This window comes from Marinomonas sp. G8-14, assembly GCF_055808935.1.
The window spans coordinates 587,844-604,960 of sequence record NZ_CM147891.1 but is presented as its reverse complement, the minus strand read 5'-3'; the positions used below and the strand labels follow the sequence as shown (position 1 = coordinate 604,960).

Below are 17,117 nucleotides of genomic sequence, written 5' to 3'. Positions count from 1 at the left end.
TAAGCTTTAATCATCCATACAGCCAACGCAGGTTGGCTGTTTTTATCTTCACGAGGCTTGCTATGAGTAACGATGTCACCACCATTGAGAAGCACCCCAATACGTCTTCAAAACAAAACATTTCCCGCTGGTTCAAAAAAAACAATCACGGTAACCGCTTACTAACCTTGGTTATATTTTTGCCACCTGCTCTATTGCTGTTTACCGTTTTCGTTATGTTGCCTATTGGTGAAGCCGGTTATTACAGCCTATTCCGTTGGAATGGCTATGGAGAGCCTAGCCAATGGGTAGAATTTAGTAATTATGTACGTCTTTTTAATCACAGTGCGTTCGACACTGCAGTATGGAACACACTCAAGATCATTGTTATTTCTTTGGTGATTCAGTTGCCTTTGGCTCTCATTATTGCCCTATCCATTTATAAAAAAAGCTGGAGTAACAGCCTATTCCGACTCATTTTCTTCTTGCCTTATATTTTGGCAGAAGTGGCGGCAGGTCTTATTTGGCGTTTTGTGTTCGACGGTGATTACGGTGTAATGGCAAGATTTACAGAAGCATTAAATACCGATTCTTGGTACATATTGGCCGATAAAAACTGGGCCTTTGTGGCCATTCTTGTTGTGCTAGTTTGGAAGTATTTCGGCTTCCACATGATGATTTACATTGCCGCCTTGCAAGGCGTTCCCAAAGATTTAATCGAAGCCAGTAAACTCGATGGTGCCAGTCGCTTTCAGGCCATTTGGTACGTGAAGATCCCTCTGATCATGTCAGGAATCAGCATCTCCATCTTTTTCAGTATATTAGGAGCACTGCAAACTTTCGATCTCATTATGCCTCTCACTGGAGGCGGGCCGTCCCACAGCACTCATACCTTGGTGTCTTATTTGTATTCATTTGGCATCACTAGAATGAATGTAGGGTTTGGCAGTGCGGTGGGTGTAGTGCTGTTTATTTGCTGTGTGATTTTTGCGTTCACATACCAAAGCACCATTATGAAAGATAAAAAATAAAGGAGCGACTTATGTTAGCAATACAAAAAATGCCTTGGGGGAAATACATCTTCCTCATACTTGTCGCCGGTTTTGTTTTAGTTCCCATGTTTGCCACCGTGCTTGGTGGATTTAAAAGCTTAGGGGAGTTACGAACCAATCCATTCGGCTTACCTGATGTTTGGGAGTTTGAGTATTACGCACAAGTGTTTGCCGATGGCTCTATTTGGTCTCTGATGAAAAACTCTCTGATTATTGCGTTTTTCTCGGTCGTACTCACCTTAATCATCGGTACTATGACCGCGTTTACTTTTTCTCATATCAAGTTCGCTGGCTACAAATACATTTATAACTATTTTTTAATTGGCATGATGTTTCCTGCGGCTGCCGCGATTTTGCCACTGTTCTTAAAGATTCGAGATCTTGGCTTACTTGATAGCCTATCGGGTGTGGTCATTCCACAAGTGGCTTTTGGTTTGGGTTTTAGCATTCTGTTATTCCGAACCTTTTTTGAGCAGTTACCTTCTGAACTCTTTGACGCTGCACGTGTTGATGGCTGCAGCTACATCAAGTTTTACTGGCATGTCATTTTGCCGTTATCCACCCCCATACTCGCTACCGTCGGTGTCTTTGTCTTGGTCGCAAGCTGGAACAACTACTTGCTGCCATTGCTGGTGTTGAACACTGAACAACAATACCCATGGACTCTCGGCATCATGCAATACCGTGGCGAATATGGCATTGAATGGAACCGCATACTGGCCTATGTCACCGTCACCATCACCCCTGCCATCGTATTTTTCTTGTTTGCGCAAAAATACATTGTTGAAGGCTTAACCGGTGGTGCCGTAAAAGGCTAACCCAATTAAATAGAATAATAAGGAAGAATCCCGTGGCTTCTGTTGAATTTAAACATATTGAAAAAATTTACCCAGGCAATGTACACACAGTTAAAGACTTTAACCTAAAAATTAATGACGGCGAATTTATTGTCTTTTTGGGTCCATCTGGGTGCGGCAAATCAACGACATTGCGCATGCTAGCTGGCCTAGAAGACATTTCCGGTGGCGACATTCTTATCAATAACAAAGTCGTTAATGAGCTTGAACCCATTGAACGAGACATAGCCATGGTCTTCCAAAGCTATGCGCTTTATCCGCACATGACGGTGTATCAAAACATTGCCTTTGCACTGAAACTCGCTGGATTAAACAAAACGGAAATAGAAGAAAAAGTACGACCCGTCGCTGACATGCTGCAACTGACGCCGTTACTGGATCGCAAACCTAGAGCACTATCTGGTGGGCAACGTCAGCGTGTGGCAATGGGACGCGCTATGGTGCGAACACCAGAGGTATTTTTATTCGATGAGCCGCTCTCTAACCTTGATGCCAAACTGCGTAATTCAATGCGTACCGAGATCAAAACGCTGCATAAGAAAATGCAGAAAACCACCATCTATGTGACACACGATCAAGTGGAAGCCATGACGCTGGCTGACCGTATCGTGATATTGCGCGATGGCAAAGTCGAACAAGTTGGTACGCCAAGGGAGATCTATCACTCCCCTGCAAATAAGTTTGTCGCAGGGTTTATTGGCAGTCCAGCCATGAACTTTATTCCAGTTGATTTAAGCAAAGAGCAAGGCTGGCATGTTGATCTTGCAGGACAAAAACTCAACTTACTCGGCGATGTTGACGACAACCAAACTGACACAAAAGCGTCCCTTGGAATTCGCCCTTGCGACATTCACATCACGCCAGATTTGCTTACCAATCCATTGGTCATCAAAGGCACAGTCGAGAACTTAGAACTGCTTGGTTCAACCATACAGCTGACAAGTCGGTTAGGGGATAGTCAGATTACCGTTGAAGCACCATCAAGCCACATAGTAACCGAAGACGAAGTGGCCAATTTCTATATTGATGAATCTCGCCTGCACCTGTTCAGTGATCAATCAGGATTATCGATGTACACACCTAAAAATATTCTCAAGTAACGAATCATTATGAACAATGGCAAGTTCCTTAAGAGCTTGCCATTGTGGCATTCCACCAAGATCCGCGCGACAGACCAATTCAAAAATAATGTATCCCATTGAAAATAGTGGAGGAGAGATCACTAAAAATGCACATTAGTGTGGATGATAAGAGCTTAGATAGAGTTCATCCTAAACGACTGGTAGAATTGCTGAGTCTCATTTTTCACAAGGCTTAAATGCATGACTAAATTCATAAAGTACCGTTTTAACCGCATTTCCTTAGGAGGAATCTGCGCCTTATTTATGACTGCATTTCTAACGGGATGCAGTGAACCACCCAAAATAGAAAGCATTGAAGGCTATGCACAAGGCACAACGTACCAGATTCTATTCTGGGCGGAAGATGCACCCCCTGTTAGTGAGGTACAAACAGAGTTTGACACTACTCTTGCGCAAATTGACAAAGAGCCTCTCCACCTATCGTCCAGATTCCTACATCTCTGAATTCAATACCAGCCCCTCTATGGCATGGCAACCTGCTTCGCAAGACTTTATCGACTTAATCAAGATATCTAAAGAAATCCACAATCGCTCGGCAGGTTGTTATGACCCAACGGTTGGTCCTCTGTTTGATTTATGGGGCTTTAAAAAGGCCACGCTTCACGTTCCAACAAACGAAGAACTGGCAATGGTCAAAGCTGAGTTGGGGATAGATAAAATTGAAGTAGATGATAAAAACAACCGTATTCGTAAAACTCGACCATTTTTACAACTTGATTTTTCTTCCATGGGTGAAGGCTATACCATTGGTAAGCTGAGCGAAGTACTCGAATCGAAAGGCTTTCAGAATTATATGGTGCAATTTGGTGGTGATATGAAAGTCAAAGGACACAAACCAAATGGTGATGAATGGCGCATCGCCATTCAGCAACCCATTCCGTCAAAAGATGGCCTACCTAAAATCCATAAAATCATGACAGTAACCAACTACCAAGGCATTACGCTAGATACCTCTGGGACTTATAATCGCCACTTTGACGATAACGGCGTGGAGTACTCCCATATTATTAATCCAAGCACAGGTAAACCGATTAAACATGATCTTGTCTCAGCATCTGTCTTTGGAACCGATGGTAGAGTCAGCGACGCATGGGCAACAGCTATGTTATGCCTTGGCCTTGATGAAGGCGCTAAAATCGCCAAAAACGAAAACTTAGAAGTCTTCTTCATCGAAAGAAAACAAGATAAATTAATCGATTCCAGCAGCACCGCCATGCTAAAAACAGACAAAGTTGAATTTGATTAATTCGTTATTTTATAAAAAAGACTGGGTAGCAATGTTATTTGGTCTTTTTTATTATCTTACTTAATTTTTTTCGTACTAATAAACCATAAAAAATCGAATTATTCCCAAAAATAGACCATTGATTAAAATAAAATATTAGAAATCAATCACCCAGCCCAAACCTACATGCTGGAATAATTATATTCCTTAGAAAAAAGTTAATTAAAAAAGAGCAAGTAGGATAACCACTCACTCTTATCATTATTTCTTAACTACTTACTGTAAAGTCAGCTTTTGTTTTTAAAACTCTACTTATATAAATAAAGTTAAACTAAAGCTTAAAGCGATTCGTTAAACTATTTAAATTTACGGCCAATCTAGCAAGATCTAAACTCGCTGCACTGGATTGATTCGCTCCAGCTACAGCCTCATTTGCAATATCACGAATAATTAATAAGTTTTTATCCACTTCACGCGCAACAAGAGCTTGTTCTTCGGCAGAACTCGCAATGGCAATGTTTTGATCATTAATACGTGATACAGAGTCTGCAATCGATTTAAGCGCTTCTCCAGACAAATTCGCTATATCCAATGTCGCGTTGGCTTTGTCATGACTACGCTGCATAGAACTTACGGCAAGATCAGTGCCAGTTTGCACTGATTGAATCATTGCTTCAATATCCTTTGTAGACTCTTGAGTACGATGTGCCAATGCACGCACTTCGTCAGCCACAACAGCAAAACCTCGTCCTGTTTCACCCGCTCGAGCCGCTTCGATCGCTGCGTTTAATGCCAACAAGTTCGTTTGATCGGCGATACCGCGGATTACATCTAACACTGAGCCAATACTGCTCACTTGCCCTGCTAGATCATTAATACCTTGAGTCGTAATCTTCAACTCTGTCAATAGAGACTGAATGGTTTTTATGGTTTGTTGGACCTGATCACGACCTAATTCAGCGCGTTCATCAGCAATATCTGAATCTTTTGAAGTAGCGACTGCATTACGCGCTACATCTTCAACGGCTGATGTCATTTCAGTAACAGCCGAAACGGCTAATTCTAACTGCTCATTCTGCAGATGCATATCTTGTGTCGATTTTTCCGTGACAACACTTAACTCTTCCGAAGTAGAAGCCAGTTGAGTCGCGGCTTCTTGAATCTCATTTACCGTTTCTGAGAGTTGCTCAACTGTTTTATTGAAGTGGCCAGCTAAGATACCTAACTCATTACGGGAAACATTTTCTAAACGGAAGCTCAAGTCACCACCCGATAAATGTGTCATGGCATTTTGAATATAAGCAACTTGCTGAGTTAATGTACGTGTAATATAAAATGCAATAATAAGCACAGCGACAATAACAGTGACTGCAACGATACTAAGTACAGAAGTCGACTCTTGATAAACAACATCACCATTTTCACTGGCCAACATAGCTCCTTCGCTATTTACGTCTGAAATTTTATCTAAAATAACAATATAATTACGGTAGATATCTAAGCTTGACGTACCAAACAACGTTCGAGCTGCGACTAAGTCTCCTATATGTGACATCCGAAAAATTTCTTTCTGTATGTTTAAATACTCTTGGTACTGTATTTCAAAGTCACTTAATAGTTTTCTTTCTTCAGATGAGGAAATGAGGCTTTTATACTTCTGAATGCTATCTTCTATAGATTTTTTTCTTTTATCAGCCATGCTTTCAAGCATAGTTTTACGTTGTGGATCATCATTTAAAATATGTACTGCTTCAGTATTACGAAAATCCGCTATTTGAGCCTTTATGTTTTCTATAGCTTTAACTGAGGGTAGCCAATTCTCTGAAATAATGGTGGATTGATCATTAATGATACTCATGCGAGTAAAAGAAAATATCAGAATTACTATAAGACCAAAGACAATCAGACCATAACTAGAAAAAAGCAAAACACTTAGCTTAACGTTCTTCATTATATATTTACACTCCATTATTAGAATATTTTTTCCATAGACTCATTTCAAAGAATAAAATGTTTAAATTTACATCCCCATATAAATTTACATTTTGTTACAATGAAATTCTCGCGGATAATATCGTCTAACCTGGCCGTATTCAATAGGTCTTAGAAAAGATACAAGAACCACCTCTTATTGATACTTTTTAGATGCACTTTTAAAAATAGTATTGAAATGCCACAACTATTCGTTGCATTAAATGATTGATATTAAAGAATTTAATAGAGGAGAATTTAGAAAAATGCTTTTTACCTATCGACAAAAAGCATTTTTTGCATTTAAGCTAAATAATTAACGAGATTAAAGTGTGCTTTTTAAGCCCAGTTCTAAGCCACGAACTTCCGCCAAACCTTTCATTCGACCCAGTTTTGAATAACCCGGTTTAGTATTTTTTTCTAGGTCGTTAAGAATTTGGTGGCCATGATCTGGTCGCATTGGAATCAAACTCGGCGCATTGTTGTCATTACGCTTTTTCTCTTCGACAAGAAGCGCACGAACTACGCCCACCATGTCCACATCACCACCAAGGTGAGACGCTTCATGGAAGCTTCCAGCCACCTCTTCACGCTTAGTTGAACGTAAGTGAGTAAAGAAGATACGTGATCCAAAACGGTTCACCATGTCCACTAAGTCATTGTCTGCACGAACGCCGTAAGACCCTGTACATAAGGTAATGCCATTTGCAGGGCTTGGCACTGATGTCACCAGCCAATCAATATCGTCTTTCACAGACACCACGCGTGGTAGGCCAAGAATCGGACGTGGTGGATCGTCAGGGTGAATCGCCAAGCGCAAACCACCTTGTTCAGCAGCAGGTACAATTTCTTCTAAGAAAAGTTTTAGATGCTCACGCAGCTTGTCTTTGTCGATACCTGCGTATTCATCCAATTTTTCACGGAACTGCTCTAGGGTGTAGCTTTCCTCTGAGCCTGGAAGACCCGCAATAATATTCGCGACCAAACGGTCTTTGTCTTCTGGCTTTAGGTTTTCTAGAAACACTTTTGCTCTGGCTTTCTCGTCATCACTGTATTCAGATTCTGCGCCTTTGCGCTCTAGAATGTACAATTCAAACGCAGCAAAAGCGGTTTGGTCAAAACGTAAAGCGCGAGAACCATCTGGTAATTCGTAATCCAAATCGGTACGAGTCCAATCCAGTACAGGCATAAAGTTATAGCATACAGTGTCGATGCCACATTCAGCTAAATTCAGCAAAGTTTGCTTGTAGTTTTGAATGTACTCTTTGTAATTGCCTGTACGCTTTTTAATATCTTCATGGACAGGGACACTTTCCACGACAGACCAACGTAATGAATGAGCTTCTATCATGGCTTTGCGCGCTTTAATCGCTTCCACAGGCCAGACTTCGCCATTGGGGATTTCATGTAAAGCCGTGACGACACCCGTTGCCCCAGTTTGACGAATATCCGTCAAAGTTGTTTCGTCGTTTGGTCCAAACCAACGCCAAGTATGTTCCATTTTATCCTCCGAAATTCGCAGTGTTGTTATTTGATAGTCTGTTGTTGAATAACAGACATTCTGTAACACCGCTTGAAATAATTGTTTGATAAGCATTCAATACAGCACGAGAAAACATCTCGCTTTGACTGAGTGTTGTTGAAAAAATATCGTTCAGTTTTAGCGCTTCGCGCACCAAGCTTTCAGGGTCAGCACAACGACCATGAAGCTCACTTAATGTTTGCGCCATGGGGTCATCAACCTTGTGTTGATTGCCTTCAAGGTCTTCACCGCGCACATAAAATAGCCATGCCGCTACACCTAACACCGTTGCATTTAGATCGCCCTGTTTTGCATCATTCGCCAAACGCTCTTCCGCACCATTTAACCAGCGCTGAGGAATTTTTTGCGATCCATCCATCGCAATTTGCGATAACTGATGCTGCAAACTGTCGTTGGCAAAGCGGCTCACTAAACTGTCAATATAGGTTTGAACCTGTACGTTTTCAGGCAAATCCAAAGTTGGTGCCGCTTCAAAACTCATATAGTGACAAATCAAGTTGGCAAACTTTTCATCCGCAACCGCTTGCGCCACGGTTTTGTATTTGGCCGCTAACCCAACATAAGCAAGCAAAGAGTGACTGCCGTTTAACAAGCGCAGTTTCATGGTTTCAAACGGGTGAACGTCTTTCACCATTTGCACGCCGTCATGCTCCCAATCTGGTCGACCTTGCGGGAAATTATCTTCTACTACCCATTGACTAAAGGCTTCACACATCACGGCATTTTGATCGTGACAATTAAGCTCCTTCTGCAATCGCTCACGGGAAACCTCCGACATGGCTGGCACAATTCTGTCCACCATGGAGCTTGGAAATGCCACGTTGCCTTCAATCCATTGAGCAAACTCTGCTGAACGATGAGATGCCAACTCACAGACCGCACGACGCGTTAAACTGCCGTTATTCGGCATGTTGTCACAAGACAAAATAGTAAACGGCGGTAGATTCAATTCTTTTCTGCGATACAAGGCTTCAACCAAGATCCCCGGTGCCGTTTTCGGTGTCGTTGGGTTCTGGATGTCATGCTGAATACTGGGATCATCCTGACGCAATGTTTTGTCCGCGGGCGCTAGGTAATAGCCTTTTTCAGTAACGGTTAGCGTTACAATTTTGGTCTTTGGCGACACCAGCTTTTCAAACAAAGGCTCTTTATCTGTCCCAGCAAACAAGGCATCACGAATCGCGTTGATTTCACGCAATTCGACATTCTGGCTGTCTTGGTATTCCGCAATATGGTAGCGGCAGCCATTGGCTTTAAGTTCGTCAACCAGTTGGCTATTCGAGCGAATATTCACGGCACAAATACCCCAATTACCACCTTGATTTCGGTTGAGATTTTTCTCTATATAAACGGCTTGATGCGCACGATGAAAAGCGCCCAATCCAATATGAACAATGCCAACATCCACCATTTCTGGTGCGTATAAGGTATTTGTTGTTTTTATGCTAATCATGATGATTCCTTATGTTTTTAGAGACCAGTACCTTAAAAACCAAAGTACTTCTTGGCATTTTCCGAACAAATCCCTTTTACCATCTCGCCCAATAACGCCATGTCTGCTGGCGCTTCGCCTCGTTCAACCCAACCACCAATCATCTCGCACAACAAACGACGGAAATATTCGTGGCGAGTGTAAGATAAGAAACTACGGGAATCAGTTAGCATGCCCACAAATTGGCTCAATAACCCCATTTGCGCGACACTGGTTAATTGGCGCTGCATACCATCGAGCTGATCGTTAAACCACCAGCCAGAGCCAAATTGCACCTTGCCTGCCACACCACCACCTTGGAAGTTGCCAATCATGGTCGCAAGCATTTCGTTATGCATAGGGTTCAAGCAATACAAGATGGTTTTTGGCAGCTCATCAGTTTGATCTAGTGCATCTAAGAAACCCGCCAAAGGTTCTGCAAAAGCGCGGTCATCCATGGAATCAAACCCAGAATCACCACCGACCAACTTAAACATACGAGTGGCATTGTTACGACGGGCACCAATGTGCAACTGCATCACCCAACCACGCTTGGTGTATTCTTTGCCCAGCCACACTTGTACTGCCGCGGAAAACTGGGCGATTTGTAGTTCGCTCAGTGGTTTGTCATCCATACGCTGACGGAAGATAGCATCTAAATCCGCCTCACTCGGCTCTTTCGCAAAGCGCATGATCTCAATACCATGATCCGCACTTCGACAGCCGTGCGCATCAAATACGTCAAGGCGTTGTGCTAAGGCATCGATTAAATCGCGATAACAAGTGATGTTTTTGTTGGCCGCTTTGCCTAACTTTTCCATGTAGTCTTTAAAGCCAACATGATCTACCTTGAAAGCACGATCAGGACGCCAACTAGGCGTTACGGCAATATCAAACGTGGAATCATTAGCAATAAACTTATGATGCTCCAGGCTGTCGGCTGGATCGTCCGTTGTGCCAACCATTTTGACATTCATCTGCTCCATAATACCGCGAGCAAAAAACGCTGGCTGTTGGAGCATTTCATTGCATTGATCCCAAATGGCATCCGCTGTCTTAGGTGAAAATAAGATATTGCTAATGCCAAAAGGACGACGCAGCTCTAGATGTGTCCAATGGTAAATTGGATTACCAATACATTGCGGGACGGTTTTCGCCCACGCTTGGTATTTTTCTTTAAAACTGGCGTTGCCTGTTACTAAGCGCTCTTCAATACCCGCTGTGCGCATAGCGCGCCACTTATAGTGATCGCCTTCTAGCCAGATTTCTCCTAGGTCGGAAAACTGGCGGTTCTCAGCAATTTCTTTTGGGCTTAAGTGACAGTGATAGTCGTAAATTGGCTGGTCAGCCGCGTATTCATGATACAAACGTCTCGCCGTTTCGCTGGTCAGTAAAAAATCTTCGTTCATAAAGGGTTTCATGTCATCTCCTTCGCTTACAACACGTCACTGAATGCAATGTCTTGATTCGGCATGACACGCTTACCATTGACATAGAAAGGACGTCGTTCTGTTTCTGGCAATACAAAACTCACCTCTTTGTAAGCAGGCTGCCACTGCCCTTCACGGGATACCTTCAAATCAATGCGTTCCAAGCTAGAAGAAAGAGTCATATTCAGTTGCAGATATTGACCATCAAGATAATTTGTTGATACACCATCATCATCAAATACCGACAAATCACGCTGCCCCGTTCCCTTGAATGGGAACACTAGAAATTCGCGATGGGTGTCCTGCTCGGCATCCACATGAGCAATACGACGACTGGTGGTAATCACACTGCCGGCGCGCGCCAACAGCGGTAACTCTTCTAGAGCCGCTGACAAGGAGATATCCTGACCGCCCGCATACCAGTTTTTACGGTGGAAGTCATACCAACCGTCGCCGTTATCTGGCAAATACACAGGACGTACCCGCTGGCCTTGCTCAACCACAGAAGCGACCAAAAGGTCTTTACCTAGCATGAAGTCATCGCACTCTTCATAGGTGCGTGCATCGGCTTCGTGATCCAAGAAAGTTGGACGTAGCATAGGTTCGTGGTGTTTGTGAGCTTGCCATAATAAGTCATATAGATACGGCATGAGGCGGTAACGTAGCGTCATGGCATCACGAATGATGGACGTCACTTCTGGATACATCCACGGTTCGTTAACCGTTTTATCGTCGTTCCAAGAGTGAATGGTAAAACGTGGGTGCATGACACCATTTTGTACCCAACGCACAAACAATTCAGGGTCTGGACGATCGCCTGAGAAACCGCCTACGTCATGACCGACGTTGTACAAGCCAGATAAGCTCATGCCGACACCCATGCGAGTGTTGTAGCGTAGGGTTTGCCAGTTAGTGCGATTATCACCGCTCCATGTCTGAACATAGCGCTGCATGCCCGGACAACCAGAACGGGAAATCAAGTAAGGACGTAGGTTAGGTGCAAACTCGGTTTGAGCTTCAAAGGATGCGCGCATCATTAACAAAGGCTGCAAAGGACGAATCAATTTAATAGGGATTTGCTTACCAAAGCCCATACAACGTGCATTACTGTCCCAAACTTCATACTCGTTGTTATCATTCCAAGTAGAATCAATGCCCTTTTCTAGCAATTGTTCGGTGACATTCTTTTTCCACCATTGGATGGTATTTGGGTTAGTAAAATCCAAATGTGAGCCAGAATCATCCCAAAACTGAGAAGACTCAGGTGCGTCGAATTCAGAGTCTTGAATGAATAAATTTTGCGACGCCACTTCTTCGAATCGTGGGTGATCTTGCAACAAACAAGGCTTGATGTTAGCCGCTAATTTAAGACCAGCTTGATGGAAATCTGCGCTCAGCTTATGAGGGTCTGGCACTTTACTGGTATTCCAGTTAAATACGTAACGCTTGTTACCAATCGAGGTGTAACCCGATGACAACTGGAAAGAATCGCATGGCATACTGTGATTATCGCAATGCTCAATAAACTCCCCCAACTGCTCTTGGGCATTGTCGGCGTCGGTATAAGACATAGTAGAACCACTGTAACCAAGGCTCCATTTCGGCCCAAAGATAGTACGCCCTGTTAGACCAACATAGGTTTTAGTGACGTCCACCACCTTTTCACCATACATGAAGTAGAAATCGAGATCGCCTTCTTCTGCATGGTAACTACGGTAGTAACCATGGTAATTGTCTAGCTCATTACCCAAGTCGAACCAGCTAGTGGACAAATTGTCATAAAAAATACCAAAGCTGGCTGCCTCGGTTTTCGTAATGTAAAAAGGAATATGCTTGTACAGTGGATCGGTGTGTTTGGCATCGTAACCCATGGCATCGATATTACGCATTTGGTAGCGAGAGCCATGACGGTTTAGGTCACCAGTTTTTTCTCCCAATCCGTAATACTTTTCAGACAAATCACGCGCCATATAATGATGAATGTCGTTGCTTTGAACACCCAACATATAAGCACCACTATGACGATCTGCAGCAAGATAATGCCAATTGCCAGCCGCGTCAGCGTATTCCCATGTTAACTTCAATGGCTTCGATAAGGTCACACGCAGTGATGCGGTGGTAATGCTGAGCTGGTTATCCTGTTCTGCGACGGTGAATTCTGGACAAGAAAAGCCTTCCGTGCTCATACGGTCGCGGCCTTGCCAGCTCATTTCACTGCCATTTAGACTGTCATTTGGGGAAACACACCAGCTGTTTTCGAGTTGTAGCTTACCGTTCTTTTTCAGTAATACTCGAATCACGTTGGATTCTAAAACGAAAAAATGCAAAACATGACGGCCATCGCATTCAATGTCCACACGGTTATTTTCAGCGCCAAGAAGCTTCCAATTATTAATCGGCTTCATAAAAATCTATCTCCAAACATCGTTAAAATCTGCAAGCTTCTAAACTAGTATCCAAGCAAAAGAGAAGGTAAAAATAGGCTAATTTCAGGAATGAAAGTCACCGCCAACAACGCCACTATTAACAAACCAAAAATAGGCAATAATGGCTTAATCACTTGGTCAATTTTGACACCACTTACCGAGCAGCCAACAAACAGCGCACTGCCTACAGGTGGCGTACAAATACCAATACATAGGTTAAATGTAAGAATGATGCCGAAGTGAACAGGATCGATACCCAGTTCTAGGGCAATGGGTAGAAAAATAGGTGTAAAAATTAACAACGCTGGTGTCATATCCATGAAGATACCGACAATCAGCAAAATTAAGTTAATGATTAACAAAATGATAATTGGATTATCAGACAAGGCCAATAACGCATCGCTCACTGCATAAGGAATATCTGCGTTGGCCATCGCCCATGCCATGGACATGGATGCGCCAATTAGCAACATGATCATCGCTGCCGTCATAACCGAGCCAAGAATGATATTCGGCATATCTCTCAAGCTGACCTCACGATAAATAAGCGCCAACAACAAAGAATAAACAACAGCAATCGCTGAGGCTTCTGTGGCGGTAAAAACACCGCCGATAATACCGCCCATAATGACCACAATAAGTCCCAAACTAGGCAAAGCTCTGAAGGTAATCTTACCGGCCTCCCCTAAAGTAACTTTCTCTGATACTGGATAGTTTTTCTTTTTCGCCACCACAGCAACAGCTAACATTACACAAGCGCCCATCAACAACCCGGGTAAATAGCCACCTAAAAACAAAGCACTGATAGAGGTGCCGCCTGAAATAAGCGAGTAAACAATCAAGGCATTACTAGGAGGGATCAACAGCCCAGCAGGACTAGAAGTAATATTAACGGCCGTTGAAAAAACGGGATCATAACCGCTTTTTTCTGCAATGGCGCCATGGTACCACCCACCGCGGCGGCGGCGGCCACTGCTGAACCAGAAATCGACCCAAAAAGCATGTTTGCAATCACGTTCACGTGCCCTAAAGAACCCGGCAAGCGACCAGCAAGTAACTTAGAAAACTCAATGAGACGAAGCGCCAATCCTCCTCGGTTCATTATATTGCCAGCAAGAATAAAGAATGGAATTGCAAGCAAAGTAAAGCTATCCATGCCCGAAGCAAGCTTTTGTGACACCACCGACAGCGACGCATCAAAAGGCAGCGATACCATGATAGACAATAACGAGGCAATCGCGATGGAAAAGGAAATGGGTACACCAAGTACCAACATAGTAAAAAAACTACCGAATAAAACGAGTGCTACTAACCATTCCACGTTTTTTATCCTTATTATTAGAATTTATGAAGAACTAAACAGGCTACGAAAAGACGCTATTATTTAGCCTGTAAAGCATTTTAATCTTGCGTTGGAGCAAAAATATCCCGTAATAAATAGAGAATCATGCAGATACCGCTGATCGGAATGGCAGAATAAACCAACCCCATCTCCAACCCTAAAACCGGTGAAATCTGCCCAACACTTATCGTTTTAAGCACTAAAGAGCCGCCACCAAACACCATAATCACCAAGGCAAAAAACAAACCAATTAGAGTAATTACCAATTGCAAGATGGCCTTTTTTCGCCCATCCAACGCGAGCAACATAAAGTCCATTGCTAAGTGCTTTTTCTGACCTAAGGTAAACGCCGCGCCTAACAAACCAACCCAAATAAATAGAAATCGAGCCAATTCATCCGTTGACGTACTGGGTGCTCCCAATACATAACGAGAAAACACTTGCCAAACCACACAGGCCACAAGGGTCACCATCAAAGTGACGCAAACAGTCGATAATATGCGGTCTACCACATAAATAAATTTCGTCATTTACCACCTCCAGAAGGGATAAAAAGCCCACAATGGCTTTCACCAATCGACAACATATTGAACCAAACATTAATTTTGGTCAACTAACTAAACCAGATTGGTTGACCAAATTGAATATGCGTGCAATTATGCAGACTCATAACGACACACCCTACTTATCCGAAAACGTTAAAAATAATATAAAAATACTAAAACGGAGATTTACAATATGTTAAAAATCAAAAAAACTAAGCTGCATGTTGCCTCAGCACTACTATTAGGTGGTTTGATGAGTGCTTCATCAATGAGTTTCGCAGAAACTCTAAAGCTGAGTCACAATGGCGACACTAAGTCTCCAGTTCATAAAGCACTTAAATTCTTTGCAGATGAAGTAGAAGAAAAAACCGATGGAGATTTAAAAGTACGTGTCTATCCAAATGGCCAATTAGGTACACAGCGCGAGTCTTTAGAATTGTTGCAAAGCGGCGCACTAGATATGGCTAAGTCAAATGCCAGTGAACTTGAATCATTTGACCCAGTTTATGGCGCTTTCAACATTCCTTATATCTTTAGAGACCGCGAACATTTCTATCGCGCACTAGAGAGTGAAGATGTTGGACAAAAAATTCTAAGCTCTTCTGAAAAATACGGCTTTGTGGGCGTCGCTTATTTTGACGCAGGTTCACGCAACTTTTACACATCGAAGCCTGTTCACTCTCCTGCTGATTTGAAAGGCATGAAAATTCGTGTTCAACCAAGCCCTAGTGCAATCAAGATGATGGAGCTAATGGGAGCCTCTCCTACGCCACTACCATTTGGTGAGTTGTATACCGCTCTTCAACAACGAGTTGTTGATGGCGCAGAGAACAACATAGGTGCAGTAACAACCTATCGACACGGTGAAGTGGCCAAATACTATACTCGTGATGGTCATGCGATGATTCCTGATGTGCTAGTGATTAGTACTAAAACGTGGGAAACACTGTCAGATAAAAACAAAGCTGCCGTTTTAGATGCTGGTAAAGAAGCTACCGCTTACATGAAAAAGATTTGGGGTGAATACACTGAGGAAGAGTTGGTAAAAGCAACTAAAATGGGCGTTGAAATCATTGATGTTGATAAAGACCCTTTCATTGAAGCCGTTGCTCCAATGTTCCAGGAAGCAGAGCAAAACCCTGTTATTGCTCCTTATGTCAAGGCGATAAAAGCACTCGACAAATAAGTTAAATCAAGCGACTCTTATCTTAGTGCTATTGTTGTAGTGGTAAATAAGAGTCGCCCATCATTCGCACGTTTCTTTTTAAAATACAACTGTCTCTAATTTCTTCATCGAATTGGCTAAAGTAAAGTAGAAAGCTATGATAAATACTCTTGTAAAACCAAAGCGCCTATACCAAGAGGTGGGACTTAAGTTATACGAGGAACTTAAGCAAGGCCAATATAAGATAGGAGACCGCTTACCGCCCGAACGCGATATTGCTGAGCAATTAGGCGTGAGCAGAACCTTACTTCGTGAAGCATTAATAATGCTTGAGCTGATGGAGATTGTCGAAGTTCGCAAAGGCAGTGGCATTTATCTTCTAAACCAACCGACTAACATTAAATCATCTAACAAGTTTGAGGAATCTCTAGATAATAATGATGTTGGTCCTTTCGAGATGATGCAGGCAAGACAATTACTCGAAAGCCATGTTGCAGAGTTTGCAGCCACTCAAGCGACCAAAAAAGATATCATAAAAATGCGTGATGCATTAGAGCTTGAAAAACAAAACATTGATATTCTTGATAATGATCATGCCGCTGACAAACTGTTTCATCTAGCCATTGCAGAAGCAACGCAAAACAGTGTTTTAGTTGATCTGGTTGAAAACCTCTGGGAGCGACGCGAAAATAGCCCTATGTGGAAGCAATTACACTCTCATATTACAGATCAAGCTTACCGTAAAAAGTGGTTAGTTGATCATGAGAATATTCTCTTAGCCATACAACAAAGAAAACCCGATGGTGCCCGCATGGCAATGTGGCGACACTTAGAAAACGTGAAAGATACGTTAATGCTATTATCTGAACATCAAGACCCAAATTTTGATGGCTATTTATTTAGCTCTAACCCTGTTCAACCACCATGTGGCTAATCAGATAAACTTCCCTTATTGACTAATAAGGGAAG

Annotated in this window: 12 protein-coding genes and 1 pseudogene; 6 read left to right on the top strand and 7 right to left on the bottom strand. The window is 42.7% G+C overall.

What is annotated here, in order from left to right:
* Positions 1-62: 62 nt before the first annotated feature.
* From AC0L6V_RS02950 to AC0L6V_RS02935, 4 genes are all read left to right on the top strand, one after another.
* Entirely contained in the window at positions 63-1,010 is a 948-nt protein-coding gene (locus AC0L6V_RS02950) for a carbohydrate ABC transporter permease (protein ID WP_409419347.1), read from the top strand.
* Positions 1,011-1,021: 11 nt separating this feature from the next.
* On the top strand, positions 1,022-1,849 hold the full coding sequence (locus AC0L6V_RS02945; protein WP_265217308.1) for a carbohydrate ABC transporter permease: 828 nt from the start codon (positions 1,022-1,024) through the stop codon (positions 1,847-1,849).
* Between the two features lie 32 nt (positions 1,850-1,881).
* Positions 1,882-2,988, top strand: a complete 1,107-nt coding sequence (locus tag AC0L6V_RS02940; protein WP_265217307.1) for an ABC transporter ATP-binding protein — start codon at positions 1,882-1,884, stop codon at positions 2,986-2,988.
* Between the two features lie 418 nt (positions 2,989-3,406).
* A complete protein-coding gene (locus tag AC0L6V_RS02935; protein ID WP_265217305.1) occupies positions 3,407-4,276 on the top strand; it encodes an FAD:protein FMN transferase in 870 nt (289 codons plus the stop codon).
* A gap of 310 nt (positions 4,277-4,586) precedes the next feature.
* Here AC0L6V_RS02935 and AC0L6V_RS02930 read toward each other — a convergent pair whose 3' ends face one another.
* From AC0L6V_RS02930 to AC0L6V_RS02900, 7 genes and pseudogenes are all read right to left on the bottom strand, one after another.
* Entirely contained in the window at positions 4,587-6,206 is a 1,620-nt protein-coding gene (locus tag AC0L6V_RS02930) for a methyl-accepting chemotaxis protein (RefSeq protein ID WP_265217304.1), read from the bottom strand.
* 345 nt (positions 6,207-6,551) lie between these two features.
* The gene (uxuA, locus tag AC0L6V_RS02925; protein WP_265217302.1) at positions 6,552-7,727 is read right to left on the bottom strand and encodes a mannonate dehydratase; all 1,176 of its coding nucleotides are present in this window, start codon (positions 7,725-7,727) and stop codon (positions 6,552-6,554) included.
* Position 7,728: 1 nt separating this feature from the next.
* Positions 7,729-9,222: a mannitol dehydrogenase family protein gene (locus tag AC0L6V_RS02920; RefSeq protein ID WP_409419345.1), complete on the bottom strand. Its 1,494-nt coding sequence runs from the start codon at positions 9,220-9,222 to the stop codon at positions 7,729-7,731.
* A gap of 32 nt (positions 9,223-9,254) precedes the next feature.
* A complete protein-coding gene (gene uxaC, locus AC0L6V_RS02915; RefSeq protein WP_265217301.1) occupies positions 9,255-10,661 on the bottom strand; it encodes a glucuronate isomerase in 1,407 nt (468 codons plus the stop codon).
* Between the two features lie 14 nt (positions 10,662-10,675).
* The gene (locus AC0L6V_RS02910) at positions 10,676-13,075 is read right to left on the bottom strand and encodes a glycoside hydrolase family 31 protein (protein WP_265217300.1); all 2,400 of its coding nucleotides are present in this window, start codon (positions 13,073-13,075) and stop codon (positions 10,676-10,678) included.
* 44 nt (positions 13,076-13,119) lie between these two features.
* Positions 13,120-14,372 (bottom strand): annotated as a pseudogene (locus AC0L6V_RS02905) (TRAP transporter large permease).
* Between the two features lie 125 nt (positions 14,373-14,497).
* Positions 14,498-14,968, bottom strand: a complete 471-nt coding sequence (locus AC0L6V_RS02900) for a TRAP transporter small permease (protein WP_265217299.1) — start codon at positions 14,966-14,968, stop codon at positions 14,498-14,500.
* Between the two features lie 208 nt (positions 14,969-15,176).
* Here AC0L6V_RS02900 and AC0L6V_RS02895 point away from each other — a divergent pair, with 208 nt between their 5' ends.
* On the top strand, positions 15,177-16,169 hold the full coding sequence (locus tag AC0L6V_RS02895) for a TRAP transporter substrate-binding protein (protein ID WP_265217298.1): 993 nt from the start codon (positions 15,177-15,179) through the stop codon (positions 16,167-16,169).
* 136 nt (positions 16,170-16,305) lie between these two features.
* Positions 16,306-17,082 (top strand): FCD domain-containing protein, encoded by a 777-nt coding sequence (locus tag AC0L6V_RS02890; RefSeq protein WP_265217297.1) that lies wholly within the window; start codon positions 16,306-16,308, stop codon positions 17,080-17,082.
* The last annotated feature ends 35 nt before the right edge of the window (positions 17,083-17,117 follow it).